Here is a 21,000-nt window from a genome sequence, read left to right as displayed (position 1 = left end):
TAAATGTCTTATTTTTCTGTGTTAAATTATTGCTATGTGTATATTAAAAAAGGCTGCCGGTGAGGCAGCCTTTTTCTTTGGCTAATTCAAACTTAATTTCAATACTTAAAACTTGTAACTATAACTTAATGAGATTGGAGTACCGGGTTTTCTTAAAGAAAAAATTTGGTCTTCGGCTTCAAAAGACTGGAATCTACTTTCAATATCATCTCCCAGTATATTGGAAACCTTCAAAGAAATAGTAGAATTCTTCTCTTCTCCAAAAGATTTATTCAAATTTAGATTAAGACTGTGAAATGGCATGGTGTAAACATCTGGAACAGTTCCTAAGCCAACAAGTTCAAGGGTTTTTCCTTGGGTATTATAAAAAATACCGGCTTGCCATCCACTTTCTGGATCGGTGTAATCAAAGCCTGCATTTAATAAAAATGGAGATTGACCTTGTAGTTGTCTTGTTCCGTCAAATTCCTCTCCGGGTCTAAGGTTACGTTCTCTAGACTCGTACTCACCGCTCGGGCTTCTATCCATTTCAACCTTGGAGTCTATTACAGAAACATTTAGGTTAGCACTTAATTTTCTAAGTCCCTCAGTGATAAATCCAAAGTTCTTTCTCATTTCAATCTCAGCTCCAATAACTGTAGCGTCGTTAACATTTCTTGGTTGAAAATTATCTGCTGAAAAATCACTGAAAACAGAAAGCTCAATTGGGTCTGTAAATCTTTTATAGAAGCCACTTACTGCGAAAAGTTGGGCATTGTCTCCATAAAGTTCGTACCTTGCATCAATATTATCTACATAAGTAGGTTGCAAATCTATATTACCAATAAAAGTCCTGTTGGTTAAGGGGTCATAAATTTGGGCAATTGAAGCTTCTTTAAAAGAAGGTCTTGCAGTAGAACGACCATAAGAAAGTCTTAGGTTACTATCTTCATTAAGACTGTATATAAAGTTTGCTGAAGGAAAAAGATCTGTTCTATCTATAAGGTGTTCATTTTCCAAAATTAAATCCCCAAGGTTATTTTGCCCTGTGTAGAACTGATCGAATTTTTCCAGTCTTACACCCAGAATGGCTTTCAGGTTTTTGGTCACATTAAATTCTTCTGAAACATATGCCGAAGCATTGGTGTTATAAGCATCGTAAGTGTTTGCGGGCTCATAGAATCCGTTTATATAAGATCCTGCCTGGTTCTCTGGAGTCCAAATATTTCCCGCAGCAAGCACCTGGTTTGGATCTCCTCCAAAATTTTGACTAATAGATCCCTGAATAAGAATTTGGTATTGATCTATGGAGAAATCCCTTTGTTTGTAAGTGTAGCCACCTCCAAATTTAAGATTAGCGTCTCTTCCAAGAAGCTGATGCTTTTTTGTAAGGTCTACAATTCCAGCAAGGTTGATCTCTTCTAGGTCTCGCCATATTCTCGTAGGACTTTCAGATGAGCTGGGACGTATACTAAAGGTATTATTGCTTGGGTTAAATTCAAACGCAGTAATTCGTACATCTTTATCGTTAACGCGGGAAAGGCTTGGTGAAAGTTTCCACTCGGTAGTCCAACTTGCATCTTCGTTGGTGTGTTTTCCGCTTAATAACGCATTGGTAATTGATCGTTGAGTATATTCCAGGTTGTCTCTAAAAACCGTGATGGCATCAGAAACAAGAATTTGTTCTTCAAAATTACCAGCTGTAGACTCTCCATTTTGAATATGAAGTAAATTAAGCTGATATTTAGATTTCTCGGTTTTAAAAGCAAGCCCTGTTAACGCGCTAACCAAAACGTTTTCTTTACCAACATCACCACTTAATAATCTTGATGGTCGCATTTCGAATTCTGATGTCTCTCTTGGTTTTAACCAGGAGTTGTTTTCAAAATCTTCAAAATACTCTGAGGTATTTTTGTAAGAAAGCGAGGCAAAATATCCCAGCTTATTGTTTTCTTTACCAACATCATACTGGTTACCTGCGGTAAAACCAATACTAAAATCCATATTGTTTCGTTGCCTTGTACCCCCTAAAGTTGGGTTAAAGCGTTGCGTAAGTCTTGTGAGTGCGGCATCATTATCAAAAGGCCTTGGGAATGTCTGACTTCTATTAATGGGACGATTTCGAGTGCCATCATCAAAGCCAAGAAAATCTGTTCCCCCGCCTTCATACTGCAGGAAATCTGAATTAAAGTGCATAGAAGGATTGTAAGTGCCGCCAATGGAAACACTATATTCTTCCCGACTTGGAAAATCTTTGGTAATAATATTTACCATTCCGCCGGTAAAATCGGCAGGATTATCTGCGGTAAGTGATTTTATCACCATTACATTATCCAGAATATTAGTTGGAAAAATATCCATCTGCAAGGTATTACGATCTGGATCCAGCCCGGGAACTTCCATTCCGTTTAGGATAGATTTTGTGTAGCGGTCTCCCAAGCCTCTTACATACACATACTTCCCGCCTTGAACGGATACTCCGGGTATGGTTTTTACAGCGGAAGAAACTTCTCCTGCTCCAATTTTATCAAAACTTTGAGAAGAAAGTCCGTTAGTAAGGTTAACGGCATTTTTTTGCATATTTAAGACAGATGCTTCTGTATCGCGAGCAGTAGTTGTTGTAATTACAACTTCATCTAAAGCGCCTGCTGAAGATTTCATCTCTATGTTAAGCGTAGTTACTTCTCCTTCTTCTACAACAACCTCAGAAACTTCTACTGTTTCGTATCCTACGAATGAAAAAACAACAGTATAAGTACCCGGCTCTGCATTTAGGCTAAAATCTCCTTCGAAATCTGATGTAGTCCCACTATTTGTGCCTTTGATAGAAACATTGGCAAAAGGCATGATATCATTAACTTCAACGTCATAAATAGTACCAGAAATCTTGCCTGTTTGGGCCTGTGCCAGACTTATGAATAAACTAAAAAATAAAACTAGTGAAAATTGGGTTTTCATATAGATACAATTAAAAATCTGAATACTAAATTGCTCGTCCCATTCAGGAGACGAGCAATTTTGTTAAGCGCTATTTAAATTTGTCTTAGAATTTTAATTAAAACGCACCACGGAAGCTAGCATAAGTCCAGCCAAAAACTGAAAGATCTGCACCTACAGTTTCCTGGTCTTGTTCTATAGCAGTTGCAAATTCACTTGAATCGCTAGAGAAATCTGTACTTTCTGTAGTATCGATAAAGATTTCTGAAACGCTGCTTACCCCTTCAGGCAGTACAACTTCCCATGCAGAGAAGCTTAAGCTTCCACTAGCATAGTTTGAAGCAGTAGCGTCATCATCAAGTTCCACATCCTGTGTGTTGTTGAAACCTCTTACGTATACATTGTTGACTGCTCCCATTGCATTATCTCTAAAATCTGCTATCTCACCAGATGGAGCGTTAGGATCTCCAATTATAGTTAGGTCTTCGATAACGAAAGCATCTTGAAAAGTTCCTTCTGGGCCATCAATTTCTAAAGCGTGATCAGATTCGGCACCTTGAATTACCAACGCATTGGTGATAGTACCAGAGTAGGCCTGATCAATATCTAATGCATCATCTCCGCCGGCGAAAGCAACAAGATTACTGGAGTTTACTGTACCACCAAACCATTCGAAACCGTCATCTACATTACCTACAATTTCTACGTGGTCTATAACTGTTCCATTACCAACACCTCCCATGGTAAGTCCGTTAATTTCATTACCTGAACCGATAAGCGCTCCACCGTGACGAATAGAAACATATTTGAATACTCCTGAATTGTCCTCAGGGTCGTTACCTCCATATCTTCCAAAATCGTCATCTGCAGGAATTCCTTCAATTTGAGATTCTTCAGAGTCACCTTCGAAAGAGCTGGGTGCACGCCCCAAGATTAATACTCCACCCCAAAGGCCACGATCGTTTTCGTCAAGGTTAGACCCTTGTTTTTCTCCAAGTTCAATGTTGTCATTAATAGAAGTAAATATAATTGGCTCTTCAGCAGTACCCTCAGCCATAATCTGACCACCACGGGCTACAATAAGTGCAGAAGCTAAAGATCCTGTTCCTTCTGCTCCTTTAATAATGGTTCCTGGCTCTATTGTAAGAACAGCTCCATCACCAACTACAAATTTTCCGTTTATTTCCCAGATTACATCATTGGTTAAAGTAAAGTCTTCTGTTAGTAATCCAGAAAGATCTTCATCTACTGGTGTTTGACCTTCTCCATCTCCTTCGCAAGAAGCACAAGGTCCTCCACAATCTATACCGGTTTCATTACCATTCTGAATTCCATCGGTACAGGTAGCAAGTTGTTCAGTTGGTGAATCATCGTCTTCACTACAGCTGGTTAAACCAAAAGTGGCGATAGCGAAACCTGCAATAATCAGTTTTTTCATAAGTCAAAAATTAAGTTTGTTTTTATTAGCTTTAATTCGAGGCAAATAAACGCACTTAGTTTAAGTGTGGTTTTAGCTTAAGTTTAAGCTTGCGTTAATTCAACGACTTTTAATGTTATTAAAAAGTTTAGTATTTCAGTTTTGTAAGCGATCAATGAGAGATGAACTTTGAAATGAACAAATGAAAACCCTTTAATTTCTGGTGGTTACAGATTTTTTAATTTAAATTAATATGTTAAGTTTGGGTTAAGCTCCAAAAAATAGTGGTTTACCGGAGTCAAATTTATGGTTACTTTTACCTCATATTTACCAATTCAATTAAACGAAAATGAAAAAAAAAGACATCAAAATTTTACTGGTAGACGATGAGCCAGATATTCTGGAAATTGTTGCTTACAATCTTTCTTCGGAAGGTTACCAGGTAATAACAGCAGATAATGGTGCCGATGGGGTGAAGCTTGCAAAAAAGAAAAAACCACAGCTTATTATCCTTGATGTGATGATGCCCGAAATGGATGGTATTGAAGCCTGCTCCCAAATTAGAAAATTGCCGGAGCTGGAAGATACAATTATCACCTTTCTTACCGCAAGGGGAGAGGATTATTCTCAAATGGCCGGTTTTGATGCCGGAGCAGACGATTATATAACCAAGCCTATTAAGCCAAAAGTTTTAGTGAGCAAGGTAAAGGCTTTGCTTAGGCGCTTTAAAGATGATACGACCACTTCTAATGTTGTTAAAATTAAAGACCTTATTATTAACCGAGACGAGTATAAGGTAATTAAGAGTGGTGAAGAGATAATTTTACCAAGAAAAGAATTTGAATTACTCTCATTGCTGGCCTCAAAACCGGGAAAAGTCTTTAAACGAGAAGATATCCTTGATAACGTATGGGGTGCGGAAGTTGTAGTTGGCGGACGTACAATAGACGTGCACATTAGAAAGTTGAGGGAAAAAATTGGCGACGAATGTTTTAAAACTGTAAAAGGTGTGGGCTATAAGTTTGTTGTTTAATGGCAAAAAAGTTTAAACGTTCATATAAGTTTGCGATAAAGACTTCACTCTATATTACCGTATTTTTGAGTATAGTGTTGGCAGGCTTTGCACATTTTACCAGTGGCCTTTTACTTGGCCCTTTTTTTACTTTTATACTTATTACCTATTTTGTTTCTTTTTTTATTATCCAATATAGGGTAGAACATTTTATTTATAAGCGAATAAAAAAGATATACGATAATGTTTCACTTTTGGAATCTACTAGCCTAAGTCCTAACCGGGTTACTACCGATATGGCTACACTTACCCGCGAAGTTGAAAAATTTACCAAAGACAAGAAGCTGGAGATAGATAGCCTTAAGGTTCGCGAAACCTATAGAAAAGAATTTATGGGTAATGTCTCGCACGAACTTAAAACTCCTTTATTTACAGTTCAGGGGTACATACTTACCTTGCTTGATGGTGCCATGAAAGATAAAACGGTACGTAAAAAATATTTGCAGCGTGCAAGTAAAGGTGTAGAACGTCTTATTTATATAGTTCGGGACTTAGATATGATTACCAAACTAGAGACAGGAGACCTCCATTTAGAAAAAGAAGATTTTAATATTGTAGAAATAATTCAGGGCTCATTTGACCTTCTGGAAATGAAGGCTGCAAAAAAGAATATCACGCTTACTTTTGATATTGATTATGATAAGCCTATTTGGGTTTATGGCGATAGGGATCGAATTCAGCAGATTTTAACGAATCTAATTGTAAACTCTATCAAATATGGAAAGGAGGACGGGACTACCGAAATTAGCATAGAAAACCTTATAAAAAATAAAGTGATAGTGCGGGTAACCGATAATGGTGAAGGAATTGAAGAAGAAAACCTCCCTCGTGTTTTTGAAAGGTTTTACCGTGTAGATAAAAGTGGCTCCAGAAAGGAAGGTGGTTCGGGTTTAGGGCTCTCTATAGTGAAGCATATTATTGAAGCCCACGATGAAAAAATATATGTAGAAAGTGTTTTTGGTGTGGGTAGTGAATTCTCATTTACGCTCGAAAAAAGTAAAGAAATCCCGGAAATCGACACTGAAATTGAAACCCCCGAAGCCTGAAAAATGTTTTGAATCATCAAGTTTTGAAATTGTAAAATTTTCCTGTTGACAATAAGCTGCAACACCTTGTTTCATAAATTTTTTGGCTAAATACTGTTGTTCGTATTGTCCCGGGGTAGGGATAAAAAATGCTTTTTTTTCTAGTTTGGCCAAATCCATTATACTGGAGTATCCAGAACGGCAAATAATTAAATCGCTTTCCAGAATCACTTTTTGCAGGGCTTCTGAAGTTAAGTAATTTTTGATGTAGATATTCTTATTGCTAGATAACATCTCCTTTTCGTTTATCACTCCTCTTACCAGGATAATTTTTTTGTCAGATGCTTTAAACGAGTAAAGTAGCTTTTTTTCAAGCATTGTTCTTTGGGGTTCTGGCCCCGATAAGATTACTGCATAATTATATTTTTTTGGTTGAGGCGTATTCTTAAATCGGCTAAGCGGCCCAATATACTTCACATTTGCAGGTGTTTTTTTTAAATGTCCCATCATACCGCTTAAATTGTTGTTTCCAGGTAGATCGGGAACCCAACATTCATTAAACTTTGAAATATATTTTTGGTGCATATTACTGCTTAAATAGGTGGTGCTGCCACTTAGAACATTTAGCTGATGGGTAATAAAAACAGAGTTAATTTTACTATGTCTGCAGCCAAATCGGTTGTCAGAGATTATTCCGGAAAATTTATAAGCTTCAACAAGCCTTTTAACCTCCTTTTTTTCCCTATTTATTGCCTTTAGAATTCCTGGAGTTTCCCTAAGTAATTTCCATTTAAAAGTGTGGGCAGATTTGCTATAGGAAATATTATAGGAAGGAAGTTCGAAAGCTTTAATATTGGGGAATTCTTTTTTTAGTAATTCCAGCGCAGCCCCGTCTGAAGCGATAAAAACCTTGAAATCGTGCTCTTGCAAGGCTTTAATAATTGGGATACATCGTGTAGCATGGCCAAGTCCCCAATTTAAAACCGCTACTAAAATTCGTTTCTTAGGCATATATCAAATATATTATTAATGGCCTGTGCGCTATTTTCTTTAGTTTTACCAAAATATTAAATTAAGGCGTGGGAAGTAAAAATAAACTAAGACGATTTAGGGAGAACGAAACATTTGAAAATGTAATACAGCCCTCCCGGGAAGAATTGGAGAAGGACCAGTTTAAATTAAAAGGAAATTGGAAAAAAGATTTCTTTAAAAACAATAATCCTATAGTGTTGGAATTGGGTTGTGGGAAAGGAGAATATACCATAGGTCTTTCTAAACAGGATTCGGGAAAGAATTTTATAGGAATAGACATTAAAGGTGCCCGTTTTTGGAGAGGGGCAAAAACTGCCCTGGAAGAAGACCTGGCAAACGTTGCTTTTCTAAGAACTCAAATAGAATTAATAGATCGGGTTTTTGCAGAAGACGAGGTAGATGAAATTTGGATCACTTTTCCCGATCCGCAAATTAAATATAAGCGTACCAAACACCGCTTAACAAACAGTGAGTTTCTTCAAAAATATAAAGATATTTTAAAAGCCGAAGGACGGGTGAACCTTAAAACCGATAGTGAATTTATGCATGGCTACACGCTTGGCTTGCTTCATGGCGAAGGTCATGAAGTTCTTTATGCGCATCACGATATCTATAAAAATGAATATTCTCCAAAAGAAGTAAGGGAGATTCAAACTTTCTACGAAAAACAGTATCTTGAGCGGGGAAAACCAATAACCTATATTCAATTTAGAATAAAATAAGTCCCTTTTGGAAGAAACAAAGCTTTTTCTAATTACTTATTTTGCGGCACTACTTGGAGTCGTGCCGCCGGGCTTGGTAAATATGACTGTGGCTAAAACCTGTGTTGAAAAAGGAAAGAAAAACGGGCTTTATGTTGCATTTGGGGCTACTATTGTAGTTGTTATTCAAGCTACCGTTGCTGTTTTACTGGCAAAATATATATTTAAAAATGAATTTGTCCAGAATGTTCTACTGCGTACAGGCCTGGTTGTATTTATACTCTTAAGTATTTATTTTTTTATTCAGGCAAAAAAGCGAGGGGGGATAGAACATAAATCAAGCAAAGCAAACTCCAATAGCATCTTTAAGGGAATGCTGGTGGCCGGCCTAAATATTTTTCCGGTTCCTTACTTTGTGGCCATAGCAGGGGCATTAAATATTGGAGTGGGAAGCTCTTACGATTGGTCCCGGATTGTCGCGTTTATTTTGGCCGCTTCCCTGGGCAGTTTTACTACCTTGTATGCTTATGTGCTTTCTTTTGTTAGAATTGAAAAACAGGCAGAAGCTGTTTCAAAATATTCCAATTATTTTATGACCGCATTAATGCTCATCTTAGTTATTGTTACACTTATAAGAATTTATTACGTCTAGTTTTGGAAGAAAAAAGTTTTTTTGAAAGGGTTTACGATGTGGTGAGACAAATACCAGACGGAAAAGTTACATCTTATGGTGCGATCGCAAAATGTATAGGTGCGGCAAAAAGTGCGAGAATGGTGGGCTATGCTATGAATTCGGCAAAAGGCCTGGACGATGTGCCTGCACACCGGGTGGTGAATAGAAATGGACTCCTTACCGGGAAAAGTCATTTTGGCGATCATAATGCAATGCAACAAATGCTAGCTGCCGAAGGTGTTAAAGTGAAAGATAATAAAGTGCAGGATCTTGAAAAATACTTTTGGGATCCCATGGAAGAAATAAAATAGAAATTTTGCTCATAATAACACTATAGCTTTGCTTTATTCCTGAATAAATCAATTATGGTCAAATACTTCGTTTTCTTAGCTTTTACACTTATATTTGCGTTTAGAATGAATCTATATAAGCTGCCTGAATTATAGAAAATACTTAACAGGCAGCTAAAAGTATCCTGACTTTTTGGGATAATAAATATTTTTTAAATGAAGTTAGACAGAAAAGAAATATTAAAAGCGCTTGAAACTATCTCTGTGGCCGGAGAAGGTAAAAACATGGTGGAAAGCGGGATTGTTCAAAATGTAATGAGCTTTGGGGACGAGGTAGTGGTAGATTTGGTGATGCAAACTCCTGCTTTACATATTAAAAAACGGGCAGAGGTAGATGTAATGAAGGCTATCCATGAGCATGTAAACCAAAAAGCAAAGGTAAAAGTAAATATAAAAGTAGAAGCTGCCGATAAAAAGCCGGAAATTAAAGGAAAAGCTATTCCCGGAATTTCCAATATTATTGCTGTAGCTTCCGGAAAAGGAGGGGTTGGTAAATCTACGGTAACGGCGAACCTGGCAGTAACTTTGTCTAAAATGGGTTTTAGAGTAGGAATTTTAGATGCCGATATTTATGGACCTTCTATTCCTATGATGTTCGATGTAGAAGCTGAAAGACCTCTTTCGGTAAATTTAGACGGAAAGTCTAAAATGAAGCCTGTAGAAAATTATGGCGTAAAAGTTCTTTCTATCGGTTTTTTTACCAAACCAAATCAGGCGGTAATATGGCGTGGGCCTATGGCTTCTAAAGCTTTAAATCAAATGATTTTTGATGCGGCCTGGGGAGAGCTGGATTTCCTTTTAGTAGATCTTCCACCGGGAACCGGAGATATACATTTATCTATTATGCAGTCACTACCGGTTACCGGTTCGGTAGTAGTTAGTACCCCCCAAAATGTGGCCCTGGCCGATGCTAAAAAAGGAGTTGCGATGTTCCGCCAGGAAAGTATTAATGTTCCTGTTTTGGGAATCGTAGAGAATATGGCCTATTTTACTCCCGAAGAATTGCCTGAAAATAAATATTATATCTTCGGAAAAGAAGGTGCTAAAAATCTTTCAAAAGATATTGATGCACCGTTTTTAGGTGAAATTCCACTTGTTCAAAGTTTAAGGGAATCTGGAGATATTGGACGTCCTGCAGCCTTGCAGGAATCAACGCCTCTGGAAACAGCCTTTCAAGAAATTACGCGTAAAATGGTTCAGGAAACAGTGAACCGAAATAAGAGCCTGCCTCCAACTGAAGCAATTAAGATTACTACAATGGCAGGGTGTAGTGCAGTTAAATAAAAATAAATGACGAGCGAAGAAGTAAAAATAAATGTAGAGAAAGCGCTAGACGAAATTCGTCCTTTCCTGGAAAGTGATGGAGGGAACATTTCTTTGATCTCTATCGAAAACGATAGGCTGGTTAAAGTGCGTTTGGAAGGTGCCTGTGTAGATTGTACCGTAAATCAAATGACGCTTAAATCGGGAGTAGAAATGACAATTAAAAAATATGTACCGCAAATAGAAAGTGTGGTAAATATTCAAAAGTAGGCGCTAGCCTCGCATAAATATGCAAATATGATTAAAACCGATATACTTATAATTGGCGCAGGGCCAACAGGCCTTTTTGCGGTTTTTGAAGCCGGATTGCTAAAGTTAAAATGTCATTTAATAGATGCACTTCCTCAACCAGGAGGGCAATGTTCTGAGATTTACCCTAAAAAGCCCATTTACGATATTCCTGGATTTCCCGAGGTCCTGGCAGGAGACCTGGTAACGAATTTAATGGAACAAATAAAGCCTTTTGAACCGGGATTTACGCTTGGGGAAAGGGCGCAAACCATAGATAAGCAAGAGGACGGTAGTTTTATAGTTACCACTAATAAAGGAACTAAACATCACGCTCCTGTAGTGGTAATAGCCGGAGGTTTGGGAAGTTTTGAACCAAGAAAACCCCCAATTGCCAATATTGCCAATTTCGAAGATAAAGGGGTGGCTTACATCATTAGGGAGCCCGAGGTTTACCGGGATAAAAAAGTAGTAATTGCCGGTGGTGGTGATTCAGCATTAGATTGGGCTATTTATTTGGCTGATGTTGCTTCAGAAGTATCGCTGGTACACCGAAGAAGCGATTTCCGCGGTGCTTTAGATTCTGTAGAGAAAGTAGAAGAACTTTCGAAAATTGGAAAAATAAACCTTATCACCAATGCTGAGGTAACCGATCTTAAAGGTGAAAATGAGCTGGAAAGTGTAGTGATTACCCATAAAGCTTCAGCTTCTGAAAAAGAAATTAAGGAGACCGATTACTTTATTCCGCTATTCGGACTTTCCCCAAAATTAGGTCCTATTGCCGACTGGGGGCTGGAGATAGAAAAGAATGCGATTAAAGTTGATAATTCTTACGATTATCAAACCAATATCCCCGGGGTGTATGCTATTGGAGATGTTAATACCTATCCCGGAAAATTAAAATTGATTTTATGTGGTTTTCACGAGGCGGCCATTATGTGCCAAAGTGCTTACCAACGCATCTTTCCAGATAAAAAGTATGTGATGAAGTATACCACCGTAAGCGGAGTTAGTGGTTTTGATGGCAGTAAGAAAGAGGCGAAAAAAGAAGTTGTAAAGAGTATAAATTAAAATTATAAACCTTACAGGTCTCCAGGACCTGTGAAGTTTTTTGCGAACTATGTCTGATATAAAAATAACAATAATAGACCGGGAAGGAGAAGCTCACGTAGTAGATGCTCCAACAGATATGAATATGAACCTTATGGAGGTAGTTCGTTCTTATGAACTTGCCCAGGAAGGCACTATTGGAATTTGTGGCGGAATGGCTATGTGTGCCTCGTGCCAGTGTTATATTCTTAATTTAGAACATGTTTTGCCCGAGCAAAGTATGGAGGAGGAAGATATGCTGGACCAGGCATTTTTTGTGGAAGATAATAGCCGATTAAGTTGCCAGATTCCTATTACCGAACAATTAGATGGTTTGGAGGTAAAACTTGCTCCTGAAGCACCTTAAAATTATTTTTAGACGTCACCCTGAAACGGTTTCAGGGTCTAAGTTGATAGATACTATTCGTGTTAGATTCCCGAAGTAAATTTGGGATAAAGTCTTAAATAAGCCCGCCTGAACGGACGGGCAGGTTCAGCATGAAGTTTTTTTATAAAAGGCTGTCTGAAATGTCTAGTTTCGTCAAGCTGAACTTGTTTCGGCTTCTAAGATGTTTTGATTATCAATATTTTAGATCCCCGATAAAAAATCGGAGCAGGCTCTGAAATAAATTCAGGATGACGATTTTAAGAATTTTTCCGACTGTCTCATATATATTTAATTAGATCTCCGAATAATTTTTAGGGCAAGCTCTGAAATAACCCCGAAAGTTTTTGCAACAGAAGGACGATGGTGTAAGGTTTATTTATTGTTAAAGGAATCCTTTAAGCCGTTTGCAATTTCCTGGAATCTATATTATTCTCTGAAATTTCCTTTTCAATGCCCTTCCATAGTTCTAAACGGGCGTCAAGGGCTTTTTCTGCGGTAAGATAGACTTCTTTCCATTTTTCTTCATCATTACCACAAAGCTCTTCTATCATTTTAAAAGCCATGGGGCCGTGCTCATCACCATCTAGTTCTATATGCCTGTCAAAATAGTATTTAAAAAGGCTAAGGTCTTCTTTAGGGAAATTCTTCTGTACGTTCTCTATAATAGAATTAAACATGCTGGGAATTAAGCCTTCGCGGCCAAATGTAAAGGCCGAGGCTATTTTATGGGTTTCTCCTTCATCAATAACCTCAAAAGTGTTTTTTAGAAAGATTTTTATATTATGGGGAAGTTTTGTAGCTGCAATTAGTAGAAAAATATCTGTACCATGGGAAACCTGTAGTAAAAAATCGGTGATTTTTTTTGTATCAGCACCGCTTTTTTGCATAGCATCCAGGTACATTTCAAAATGGCTTTGACGATCTCCGAAGTAATTAATATCGGTTTCTTCGGCCAGTACAATTTCATTGATTAGATATCTTATCTCCGGATTGCCAACCGGAACCCACGGATTAGTGGTTCTGGTAAATTTTTCCTGTAAAGCAGTAAGCAACGACATAAAATCCCAAACGGCAAAAACGTGATGTTCCATAAATATCCGTAAATGCTCGGGGGTAGTTATTTGTTGATATAAAGAATGATCTAAAAGTTGGTTTACTTTAGGCTGTAGCGCCCTGTTTACCTCGTCTATTTTATTTTTCTTTCCCATGCTGCAAAAGTAAGCTTCTCTTTAGGATTTGTAAAATATAAACATTGATTTAAAATTGAATTAACGCTCAATTTCAGCTTTTTGAAGTATATTAAACCTATGAAATTTCAGGGTTTGCAATTTTATAATGTGATCGTTTTTTATTCAAATAAGTCTAAAGATTATTTGCAATTAGATGGGGTAGTGGCCAAAAAACCAAAACCCCTTAAAAAAGAATGTTGTGAAAAATACAAAAAGGGCAAACGTTGTAAACGATGCCCCTGTTTTGATTTGATGTAAGAAAAAACGTCTGTATTGGCCTTGTTCGGGAAATATTTTACCGTCAAGCTGAACTTGATTCAGCTTCTAAGTTTTGTTCATATTAGATCCTGAAACAAGTTCAGGATGACGTATTTAAGTACATTTTATAAGTTTCTAATATCTAAATTCTATCTTTTAAAAAGCCGAAATTCCGGTAATATCCATTCCTGTTATCAGTAAATGTATATCGTGAGTACCTTCATAAGTAATTACACTTTCCAGGTTCATCATATGTCTCATGATGCTGTATTCGCCGGTAATTCCCATTCCACCTAAAACCTGGCGTGCTTCACGGGCAATATTTATAGCCATCTCCACATTATTTCTTTTTGCCATAGAGATTTGAGCTGATGTAGCTTTGTTTTCATTTCGTAACACTCCAAGTCTCCAGGCCATAAGCTGTGCCTTGGTGATTTCAGTAATCATTTCTGCCAATTTTTTCTGCTGAAGTTGTGTGGCGGCAATTGGTTTATCAAACTGTATGCGTTCCTTTGCATAGCGCAAGGCAGTATCATAACAATCCATAGCTGCGCCTATGGCGCCCCAGGCAATACCGTAGCGTGCAGAGTCAAGGCAGCCTAAAGGGGCTCCCAGTCCGCTTTTATTCGGCAATAAATTTTCTTTAGGTACTTTTACGTTATCAAAGATAAGCTCCCCGGTTGCACTGGCACGTAGCGACCATTTATTATGGGTTTCGGGAGTAGAAAAACCTTCCATACCTCTTTCTACTATGAGTCCGTGAATACGGTTGTTTTCGTCTTTGGCCCAAACTATAGCAAGATCGGCAAAAGGAGCGTTAGAGATCCACATTTTAGCTCCATTAAGTAGATAATGATCACCCTTATCTTTAAAATTGGTGGTCATTCCACCAGGATTAGAGCCGTGATCTGGTTCGGTAAGGCCAAAACAGCCTATAAATTCTCCTGAAGCTAATTTTGGAAGGTATTTTTTGCGCTGTTCTTCTGTACCATATTTAAAAATTGGATACATTACCAACGAACTTTGAACAGATGCTGTAGAACGTACCCCGCTGTCGCCACGTTCAATTTCCTGCATGATAAGTCCGTATGAGATTTGATCCAGTCCGGCGCCACCGTATTCCTCCGGAATGTAGGGGCCAAAAGCTCCAATCTCGGCTAAGCCGCTAATTATAGATTTTGGGAATTCTGCCTTTTGGGCAGCATCTTCTATTATTGGTGATACCTGGCGTTTTACCCATTTTCGGGTGGCATCACGCACTATTTTATGTTCATCTGTAAGTAGCTCGTCAAGATTGTAATAATCAGGAGCCTGGAAGTTATCTGTTCTCATTTGTGTGGTGTTTTACACAAATGTAACCAAGCTTTTTAAAGCAAACAATTTTAAGATTATAATTTAAGATAGAAGTCTTTTACCAGGTTTTTATAATCATTTGTATAATGATGGCGTGAAATTTCTATAATAAGTTCATCTTTGGTGGTTTTGGTTTCTTTAAACCCAAAACTCAGTAAACTTCTTTTAATGGGGGAAGCTTCGTTACCTTTAACTCTGGTAATTCTCCTGGGAAAAAGACCGAATTCCGCGGCTAGGCCAATAAAATTTGTTTCTTCTTTAAACGGAATAATAGTATTAAATTCCCCTTCTGGATGAAGTAATTTTGAAACACCTTCGGTTAGTTGTGAAAAGGGTAGAGCTTCAGTGAAACGAGCCTTTTTTCTACTTTCGTTTTCAGAAATATAGTCTTCAACATAGAAAGGTGGATTGGAGATTATGAGCTCATATTTTTCCTCATCCTGCATTTCCTCTACAAATTCATCAAAGGCTGCATGGTAGCAAAACAGGCGATCTCCCCAGGGGCTGTCTTCAAAATTGTCTACAGCTTGTTCGTAAGCATTTTCATCAATTTCCAGGGCATCTATTAGTGTTGCGGTAGAACGTTGGGCTAACATTAAAGCGATTAGGCCGGTTCCTGTGCCAATATCAAGAATACTTTCAGGTTTTCTGTCTAGTGTTGTCCAGGCGCCTAAGAGAACACCATCAGTGCCAATTTTCATGGCGCAGCGATCTTGTTCTATCTTGAATTCTTTAAATTGAAAAGCTTTTTCTGACATTTTGTGAAATTAAAAAAACCGCTTCATTATTCTGAAGCGGTTTTTGAGTTTATTGAGACTTCCCGTCTTCGCGGAAATGACTTTATTACTCTCCTAAAGCAACTCTTTCAAAACCTACAACAGTAAGATCTGCATCCAGGGTTTTTACATAACCTGCAACGCTTTGTTTGCTGTCTTTAATAAAAGCCTGGTTAACTAAAGTGTTGTCTTTAAAGTAACGCTGAATTTTTCCTTTTGCTATTTTGTCTAGCATTTCTTCAGGTTTACCTTCCTGACGAAGGGTGTCTTTAGCGATTTCTATTTCTTTGTCTATGGTTTCCTGGTCTACACCTTCTTCATTAAGGGCAATAGGATTCATAGCGGCAGCTTGCATAGAAACATTTTTTGCTGCTTCATCGGCACCTTCAACATTTTTAGAAAGACCTGTAACTACAGCAATTTTATTCCCTGCGTGGATGTAAGAACCTACGAAAGGAGCTTCTAAAGATTTAAAAGCACCAATTTCTATTTTCTCACCAATCACTCCTGTTTGCTCAGTTAATTTATCTTCAACTGAAATCCCGTTGTAATCTGCTTTAAGTAACTCTTCTTTAGAAGAAACTGTAAGCGCGATATCGGCAAAATTGTTGGCCATTTTGATGAAATCGTCGTTTTTGGCAACAAAGTCGGTTTCACAGTTAAGAGAAATAATAACACCTTTGGTGTTATCGTCGTTTACTTTAGCGATGGCAGCACCTTCGGCTGAATCTCTATCGGCTCTCTTAGCAGCAACTTTCTGTCCTTTTTTACGAAGAACTTCAATAGCTTTATCAAAATCACCTTCTGCCTCTACAAGTGCCTTTTTGCAATCCATCATTCCGGCACCGGTAGCTTTTCTTAATTTATTTACTTCTGCGGCGGTTATTTTAGCCATAGTATTATTTTTTATTTAAAAAAGTCGTTTAGAGACCAACTGTTAAGAAAGAAACTAAACGACTTTTTGAAGGTTATAAAATGTTGTTTTTATTCTTCTTCGTTAGATGCAGCTTTGTCTAAAGTTTCTTTTTTAGACTCAAGTTTCACATCTTTTTTAGCTTCTTTCATTGCCTTTTTGTCTTCAGCATCTTTAGAAGGAACTTCTCCCTCTGGTTGCTTGGCAGCAGCCTTTGGGGCTTTCTCTTCCTTATCAGCTTTCTCTTTTTTAGACTCTTTTGAAGCTTTTCTTTCAGAAAGGCCGTCTACAATAGCATCAGCAACATAAGAAACCACTTTGTTGATAGACTTTGAAGCATCGTCATTAGATGGGATTACGTACTCAACCTCACGAGGATCTGAGTTTGTATCTACCATTGCGAAAATTGGAATGTTTAATTTTTGAGCTTCTTTAATAGCAATGTGTTCACGAGTAATATCAACAACAAAAAGCGCTCCTGGAAGTCGGCTCATATCAGAAATCGAACCAAGGTTCTTTTCTAATTTAGCTCTTAAACGATCTACCTGAAGGCGTTCTTTTTTAGAAAGTGTATTAAAGGTACCATCTTTTTTCATTCTATCTATAGAGGCCATTTTTTTAACGGCTCTACGAATAGTTACAAAGTTGGTAAGCATACCACCGGGCCAACGCTCGGTAATGTATGGCATATTTGCTTTTTCAGCTTGTTCGGCTACTATTTCTTTAGCTTGTTTTTTGGTAGCTACGAAAAGTATTTTTCTACCGCTGGCTGCAATCTTGGCAAGGGCATCACCTGCCTCCTGCATTTTAGCAGCACTTTTGTATAGGTTGATGATGTGAATCCCATTACGTTCCATATAGATATATGGGGCCATATTTGGATTCCATCTTCTTGTAAGGTGTCCAAAATGTACACCTGCATCAAGTAATTCTTTTACTTCTACTTTATTTGCCATTTTTGTAATAGTTTACGTTCTGTTGAAGATAGCAACACGTAAGTGGCTGTTTTAAAAACACGGCCTTACCTGTTTAGATGCTAAACTAACTCCCAATAGCAACTGGGATAACAACAAAATTCTTTTTAATATTAAATGAACTTTGGAATATGAATTCCAATAAAAATTAACGTTTAGAGAATTGAAATTTCTTACGGGCTTTCTTCTGTCCAAATTTCTTACGCTCTACCATTCTTGGATCCCTGGTCATTAAACCTTCAGGCTTTAATATAGAACGGTTCTCGGCATCTAACTCTACCATTGCTCTGGAAAGGGCAAGACGAATGGCCTCTGCCTGTCCGGTAATACCACCACCGTAAACATTTGCGGTAATATCAAAGTTACCATCGTTTCCGGTAAGGTTAAGGGCCTGATTTACTTTGTAAAGTAAAGGACCTGTGGTAAAGTAGTCTTTAAGGTCTTTTTTGTTCACGCTAAATTTTCCGCTTCCTTCAGAAACATAAACACGCGCAACTGCCGTTTTTCTACGGCCAATTTTGTGAATAACCTCCATTACTTAAGATCGTTTAAGTTAATAGTTTTAGGCTTTTGCGCAGTATGATCATGTTCAGATCCTGCGTAAACCTTTAAATTTCTAAATAGATCTGCTCCAAGTTTGTTCTTTGGTAGCATTCCTTTTACTGATTTTTCGATAATTCGCTCCGGATTCTTTTCGAATAATTCAGCGGCTGTTAGACTTTTTTGTCCACCCGGGTAACCTGTGTGACGAATGTATTCTTTCGAATCCCATTTCTTACCGGTTAAGTTGATCTTCTCTGCGTTGGTAACAATTACGTTATCACCACAATCAACGTGCGGGGTGAAGTTAGGTTTGTGCTTACCTCTTAGTAGCTTGGCTACTACAGAAGATAGGCGGCCCAACGTCTGTCCTTCAGCATCTACGTGTACCCATTCTTTGGTCACGGTAGCCTTGTTGGCTGATACTGTTTTGTAGCTTAATGTGTCCACACTAATTAAATTTACTTGTTATTAAACATTCCATTCCCAATTCCCAACACGAATCATGTCGGGAAATTGGGGTGCAAATGTACAATTATAAATTCATATAGCAAATTGGAAATTAATTAATTTATTTTGAGGGATATAGCCTTAATTTCTATTCTCGGAAATAGAATCACACTATTTGGAATTTACTTTCAAAAGGCAAGTATAGCCATATTTTGTTCCCTGATCTAGAAGATTTAATATCGATGAAATGCCTGTAAATGTGTTGAGTGGTAAATTTTATGTTAAAAAAGTCATAAAATTGTTTGAATGCTTTGTATTTTTGTAGTCTCAAATTGAATTAGCTATGAAATACCTACTTAATTTTAAAAATGTTATGGGCATATTTTTAGCAGCACTTGCTTTAGTGTCTTGCGAGCCTAATGAAGATCATTTGAATTCGAACCAATTAAATCCTGCCAATGCTACAGCTACTATTACTCCAGCCGATCTTGAAGGTGAATGGATACTCTCGGCTATGGAAACCGATACTGTAGTAGATCTTAATGATGATGGTGTTTTTAATTCAAACATACTTTTGGAAACAAATTGTTTTCAGGATATGGGGGTTAATTTTTTACAAAATGGAGATATGATAACTACCAACTCAAAGTTAGATTTTAAAGCCGGAAACAATGATGATGAATTCGCATGTCTTTCGGGCCGCACAGATTCGGGAAACTGGGATGTTGAAAATCTTAATAATGAAGAGCGTTTGGTGATTACCATGACCATAGATGGCACCACAAGAACCCATAGCAGGGTTCTGGAAAGAACTGCCAATACTTTCGCTTTTGACATTAGTAAATTTGAATCTGAACAATATTATGGGAATCCGGATGGAACCGATGCGGAAGACGTTAGGGTTTTATCTTTAGAATATACAAGGGTACAAGGGTAAATTAACCAGCCAATATTTTTAATGTTAGATAGAAAAAGAAGCGGTCTGAAAAGGTTTTAAAACCGTCATCTTGAATTTATTTCAAAGCCTGCCCCGATTCTTTATCGGGGATCTAAGGTGTTGGTAATTAAAAACATGTTAGAAGCTGAAACAAGTTCCTTTAGACTTGCAAGAGTAAAATTTGTGTAAATTAAGGATTAAAAAAGAGTAGGCTAACTATAACAAGTTCCAGTTAAAAGAGCTATATGCTGATTCAGTACCTACTCTTTCCCTAAATAGTAACTCAAATAGAAATTCGGGATTAAAAGCCCATTATTAAGGAATTGAGTCCTATTTAATTTAATCCATTCATAACTAAAACCAAAATTATGAAAAATTCATTGACTTTTGTAGGTATTGATATCAGTAAAAACACATTGGATATTTGTTCTATAAAAGGTGAGAAGAAACTGGCCAAACGTATTGATAACAACAAAAAAGCTATAAAAGTTTTTTTTAGTGGCTCAAAGCCACAAAGTTTAAAAGTCTGTATTGAGAATACGGGGCGATATGGCCGTAAGATTATTGAAGTCTTAACCTCTTTAAATATCGTTTTTTACGAAGTAAATCCTTTGCATTTACACAAAAGTATTGGACTCACCAGAGGAAAAGATGATATTATAGATGCCTTCCGTATTGCTAAATTCCTGGAAAAAAACCACACAGAACTCGAACCACATCAAAAACCAGAACCGGGAATAGAAAAGCTGAAAGCACTTATATCCCATAGGAACCTGTTAATTAAGCAAAGAGCCCAACTCAAAGCAAAAAACAAAGAAAACCTACTGATTGCAGATCTTGACTTGCCGCAACTGGAAGAGCACGGAGCTGAACTTATTCAATTACTAACTGAAAAAATAAAACAAACCGACAAATCAATAATTGAGGTTATTGAGCACAATAGTGTATTGAAGCACCAATACCATTTAATACGTGCTATTCCTGGAGTAGGTCCTATTTTATCGTGGAATATGTTGATTAAAACAAATGCATTTAAATCGATCACAAATCCTCGTAAATTTGCCTGTTATGCTGGAGTGGCGCCATTTTCAAAAAGTTCAGGAACTTCTGTTTTTGGTAGGGCATCGGTTTCTATCTATGCAGATAAAGGCATTAAGAAAATACTGCATTTAGCAGCCATGAGGGCGATCCAATTGCCTTCTGATTTAAAACAATATTACCATCGAAAGGTAAATGAAGGCAAAAACAAAATGAGCGTCTTAAATGCTGTAAGAAATAAGATCATTCATAGAATTTTTGCCATCATAAAAAATCAAAAAATATATAATAATAACTTGCAAGTGTCATAGAAATCAG

The 21,000-nt window shown here is 37.4% G+C and carries 22 protein-coding genes; 12 read left to right on the top strand and 10 right to left on the bottom strand.

The window, feature by feature from the left end; all coding sequences use genetic code 11:
• Positions 1 to 105: 105 nt before the first annotated feature.
• Entirely contained in the window at positions 106 to 2,937 is a 2,832-nt protein-coding gene (locus tag I6U49_RS05930) for a TonB-dependent receptor (RefSeq protein ID WP_198627962.1), read from the bottom strand.
• Positions 2,938 to 3,034: 97 nt separating this feature from the next.
• Positions 3,035 to 4,354 carry a hypothetical protein gene (locus I6U49_RS05925; protein WP_198627961.1) on the bottom strand — a complete coding sequence of 440 codons (1,320 nt, stop codon included), beginning with the start codon at positions 4,352 to 4,354 and terminating at the stop codon, positions 3,035 to 3,037.
• Positions 4,355 to 4,682: 328 nt separating this feature from the next.
• Between I6U49_RS05925 and I6U49_RS05920 the strand changes: the two genes are divergently transcribed.
• Together I6U49_RS05920 and I6U49_RS05915 are read left to right on the top strand one after the other, a co-directional pair.
• Entirely contained in the window at positions 4,683 to 5,366 is a 684-nt protein-coding gene (locus I6U49_RS05920; protein WP_193710162.1) for a response regulator transcription factor, read from the top strand.
• Positions 5,366 to 6,451: a sensor histidine kinase gene (locus I6U49_RS05915; RefSeq protein WP_198627960.1), complete on the top strand. Its 1,086-nt coding sequence runs from the start codon at positions 5,366 to 5,368 to the stop codon at positions 6,449 to 6,451. Before I6U49_RS05920 ends, I6U49_RS05915 begins: the two co-directional genes overlap by 1 nt.
• Here the strand turns inward: I6U49_RS05915 and I6U49_RS05910 are convergent.
• Complete coding sequence (locus I6U49_RS05910; RefSeq protein ID WP_198627959.1) at positions 6,383 to 7,441, bottom strand: glycosyltransferase; 1,059 nt, start codon at positions 7,439 to 7,441, stop codon at positions 6,383 to 6,385. The two genes, I6U49_RS05915 and I6U49_RS05910, sit on opposite strands and share 69 nt — an antisense overlap.
• Positions 7,442 to 7,509: 68 nt before the next feature.
• Between I6U49_RS05910 and trmB the strand changes: the two genes are divergently transcribed.
• From trmB to I6U49_RS05875, 7 genes are all read left to right on the top strand, one after another.
• Entirely contained in the window at positions 7,510 to 8,184 is a 675-nt protein-coding gene (gene trmB / locus I6U49_RS05905) for a tRNA (guanosine(46)-N7)-methyltransferase TrmB (protein WP_198627958.1), read from the top strand.
• A gap of 7 nt (positions 8,185 to 8,191) precedes the next feature.
• Positions 8,192 to 8,815: a LysE family translocator gene (locus I6U49_RS05900; RefSeq protein ID WP_198627957.1), complete on the top strand. Its 624-nt coding sequence runs from the start codon at positions 8,192 to 8,194 to the stop codon at positions 8,813 to 8,815.
• 2 nt (positions 8,816 to 8,817) lie between these two features.
• A complete protein-coding gene (locus tag I6U49_RS05895; RefSeq protein ID WP_198627956.1) occupies positions 8,818 to 9,147 on the top strand; it encodes an MGMT family protein in 330 nt (109 codons plus the stop codon).
• A 195-nt stretch (positions 9,148 to 9,342) separates the two neighbouring features.
• Positions 9,343 to 10,470: an Mrp/NBP35 family ATP-binding protein gene (locus tag I6U49_RS05890; protein WP_198627955.1), complete on the top strand. Its 1,128-nt coding sequence runs from the start codon at positions 9,343 to 9,345 to the stop codon at positions 10,468 to 10,470.
• A 6-nt stretch (positions 10,471 to 10,476) separates the two neighbouring features.
• Entirely contained in the window at positions 10,477 to 10,719 is a 243-nt protein-coding gene (locus tag I6U49_RS05885; RefSeq protein WP_193710169.1) for a NifU family protein, read from the top strand.
• Between the two features lie 27 nt (positions 10,720 to 10,746).
• On the top strand, positions 10,747 to 11,808 hold the full coding sequence (locus I6U49_RS05880) for an NAD(P)/FAD-dependent oxidoreductase (RefSeq protein WP_198627954.1): 1,062 nt from the start codon (positions 10,747 to 10,749) through the stop codon (positions 11,806 to 11,808).
• A 49-nt stretch (positions 11,809 to 11,857) separates the two neighbouring features.
• A complete protein-coding gene (locus tag I6U49_RS05875; protein ID WP_193710171.1) occupies positions 11,858 to 12,193 on the top strand; it encodes a 2Fe-2S iron-sulfur cluster-binding protein in 336 nt (111 codons plus the stop codon).
• Between the two features lie 416 nt (positions 12,194 to 12,609).
• Here the strand turns inward: I6U49_RS05875 and I6U49_RS05870 are convergent, their stop codons facing one another.
• Positions 12,610 to 13,422: a DUF3050 domain-containing protein gene (locus I6U49_RS05870; RefSeq protein WP_198627953.1), complete on the bottom strand. Its 813-nt coding sequence runs from the start codon at positions 13,420 to 13,422 to the stop codon at positions 12,610 to 12,612.
• A gap of 99 nt (positions 13,423 to 13,521) precedes the next feature.
• Here I6U49_RS05870 and I6U49_RS05865 point away from each other — a divergent pair, with 99 nt between their 5' ends.
• Positions 13,522 to 13,701, top strand: a complete 180-nt coding sequence (locus I6U49_RS05865; RefSeq protein WP_198627952.1) for a hypothetical protein — start codon at positions 13,522 to 13,524, stop codon at positions 13,699 to 13,701.
• Positions 13,702 to 13,857: 156 nt separating this feature from the next.
• Here I6U49_RS05865 and I6U49_RS05860 read toward each other — a convergent pair whose 3' ends face one another.
• From I6U49_RS05860 to rplM, 6 genes are all read right to left on the bottom strand, one after another.
• Positions 13,858 to 15,033 carry an acyl-CoA dehydrogenase family protein gene (locus I6U49_RS05860; protein WP_198627951.1) on the bottom strand — a complete coding sequence of 392 codons (1,176 nt, stop codon included), beginning with the start codon at positions 15,031 to 15,033 and terminating at the stop codon, positions 13,858 to 13,860.
• A gap of 56 nt (positions 15,034 to 15,089) precedes the next feature.
• The gene (locus I6U49_RS05855; protein ID WP_198627950.1) at positions 15,090 to 15,812 is read right to left on the bottom strand and encodes a tRNA1(Val) (adenine(37)-N6)-methyltransferase; all 723 of its coding nucleotides are present in this window, start codon (positions 15,810 to 15,812) and stop codon (positions 15,090 to 15,092) included.
• Positions 15,813 to 15,897: 85 nt separating this feature from the next.
• Positions 15,898 to 16,725 (bottom strand): translation elongation factor Ts, encoded by an 828-nt coding sequence (gene tsf, locus I6U49_RS05850; protein WP_198627949.1) that lies wholly within the window; start codon positions 16,723 to 16,725, stop codon positions 15,898 to 15,900.
• A gap of 89 nt (positions 16,726 to 16,814) precedes the next feature.
• Positions 16,815 to 17,699, bottom strand: coding sequence for a 30S ribosomal protein S2 (gene rpsB, locus I6U49_RS05845; protein ID WP_193710177.1), 885 nt, complete (start codon positions 17,697 to 17,699; stop codon positions 16,815 to 16,817).
• A 166-nt stretch (positions 17,700 to 17,865) separates the two neighbouring features.
• Positions 17,866 to 18,252 carry a 30S ribosomal protein S9 gene (rpsI, locus tag I6U49_RS05840; protein ID WP_193710178.1) on the bottom strand — a complete coding sequence of 129 codons (387 nt, stop codon included), beginning with the start codon at positions 18,250 to 18,252 and terminating at the stop codon, positions 17,866 to 17,868.
• Positions 18,252 to 18,707: a 50S ribosomal protein L13 gene (gene rplM / locus I6U49_RS05835; protein WP_193710179.1), complete on the bottom strand. Its 456-nt coding sequence runs from the start codon at positions 18,705 to 18,707 to the stop codon at positions 18,252 to 18,254. The genes rpsI and rplM overlap by 1 nt, the downstream gene beginning before the upstream one ends.
• A gap of 343 nt (positions 18,708 to 19,050) precedes the next feature.
• Here rplM and I6U49_RS05830 point away from each other — a divergent pair, with 343 nt between their 5' ends.
• Together I6U49_RS05830 and I6U49_RS05825 are read left to right on the top strand one after the other, a co-directional pair.
• Entirely contained in the window at positions 19,051 to 19,644 is a 594-nt protein-coding gene (locus tag I6U49_RS05830) for a lipocalin family protein (RefSeq protein WP_198627948.1), read from the top strand.
• A gap of 368 nt (positions 19,645 to 20,012) precedes the next feature.
• On the top strand, positions 20,013 to 20,993 hold the full coding sequence (locus I6U49_RS05825) for an IS110 family RNA-guided transposase (protein WP_198627550.1): 981 nt from the start codon (positions 20,013 to 20,015) through the stop codon (positions 20,991 to 20,993).
• Positions 20,994 to 21,000: the final 7 nt, after the last annotated feature.

It is taken from the genome of Salegentibacter maritimus, assembly GCF_016236915.1.
GTDB lineage: Bacteria > Bacteroidota > Bacteroidia > Flavobacteriales > Flavobacteriaceae > Salegentibacter > Salegentibacter maritimus.
Note: the sequence above shows the minus strand (reverse complement) of the source record. Positions and strands in the feature narration are given on the sequence as shown.

Coding starts and splice junctions, on each gene's coding strand:
- I6U49_RS05930 (WP_198627962.1), bottom strand. CDS start 2,937: ATGAAAACCCAATTTTCACTAGTTTTATTTTTTAGTTTATTCATAAGT.
- I6U49_RS05925 (WP_198627961.1), bottom strand. CDS start 4,354: ATGAAAAAACTGATTATTGCAGGTTTCGCTATCGCCACTTTTGGTTTA.
- I6U49_RS05920 (WP_193710162.1), top strand. CDS start 4,683: ATGAAAAAAAAAGACATCAAAATTTTACTGGTAGACGATGAGCCAGAT.
- I6U49_RS05915 (WP_198627960.1), top strand. CDS start 5,366: ATGGCAAAAAAGTTTAAACGTTCATATAAGTTTGCGATAAAGACTTCA.
- I6U49_RS05910 (WP_198627959.1), bottom strand. CDS start 7,441: ATGCCTAAGAAACGAATTTTAGTAGCGGTTTTAAATTGGGGACTTGGC.
- I6U49_RS05890 (WP_198627955.1), top strand. CDS start 9,343: ATGAAGTTAGACAGAAAAGAAATATTAAAAGCGCTTGAAACTATCTCT.
- I6U49_RS05885 (WP_193710169.1), top strand. CDS start 10,477: ATGACGAGCGAAGAAGTAAAAATAAATGTAGAGAAAGCGCTAGACGAA.
- I6U49_RS05880 (WP_198627954.1), top strand. CDS start 10,747: ATGATTAAAACCGATATACTTATAATTGGCGCAGGGCCAACAGGCCTT.
- I6U49_RS05875 (WP_193710171.1), top strand. CDS start 11,858: ATGTCTGATATAAAAATAACAATAATAGACCGGGAAGGAGAAGCTCAC.
- I6U49_RS05870 (WP_198627953.1), bottom strand. CDS start 13,422: ATGGGAAAGAAAAATAAAATAGACGAGGTAAACAGGGCGCTACAGCCT.
- I6U49_RS05865 (WP_198627952.1), top strand. CDS start 13,522: ATGAAATTTCAGGGTTTGCAATTTTATAATGTGATCGTTTTTTATTCA.
- I6U49_RS05860 (WP_198627951.1), bottom strand. CDS start 15,033: ATGAGAACAGATAACTTCCAGGCTCCTGATTATTACAATCTTGACGAG.
- I6U49_RS05855 (WP_198627950.1), bottom strand. CDS start 15,812: ATGTCAGAAAAAGCTTTTCAATTTAAAGAATTCAAGATAGAACAAGAT.
- tsf (WP_198627949.1), bottom strand. CDS start 16,725: ATGGCTAAAATAACCGCCGCAGAAGTAAATAAATTAAGAAAAGCTACC.
- rpsB (WP_193710177.1), bottom strand. CDS start 17,699: ATGGCAAATAAAGTAGAAGTAAAAGAATTACTTGATGCAGGTGTACAT.
- rpsI (WP_193710178.1), bottom strand. CDS start 18,252: ATGGAGGTTATTCACAAAATTGGCCGTAGAAAAACGGCAGTTGCGCGT.
- I6U49_RS05830 (WP_198627948.1), top strand. CDS start 19,051: ATGAAATACCTACTTAATTTTAAAAATGTTATGGGCATATTTTTAGCA.
- I6U49_RS05825 (WP_198627550.1), top strand. CDS start 20,013: ATGAAAAATTCATTGACTTTTGTAGGTATTGATATCAGTAAAAACACA.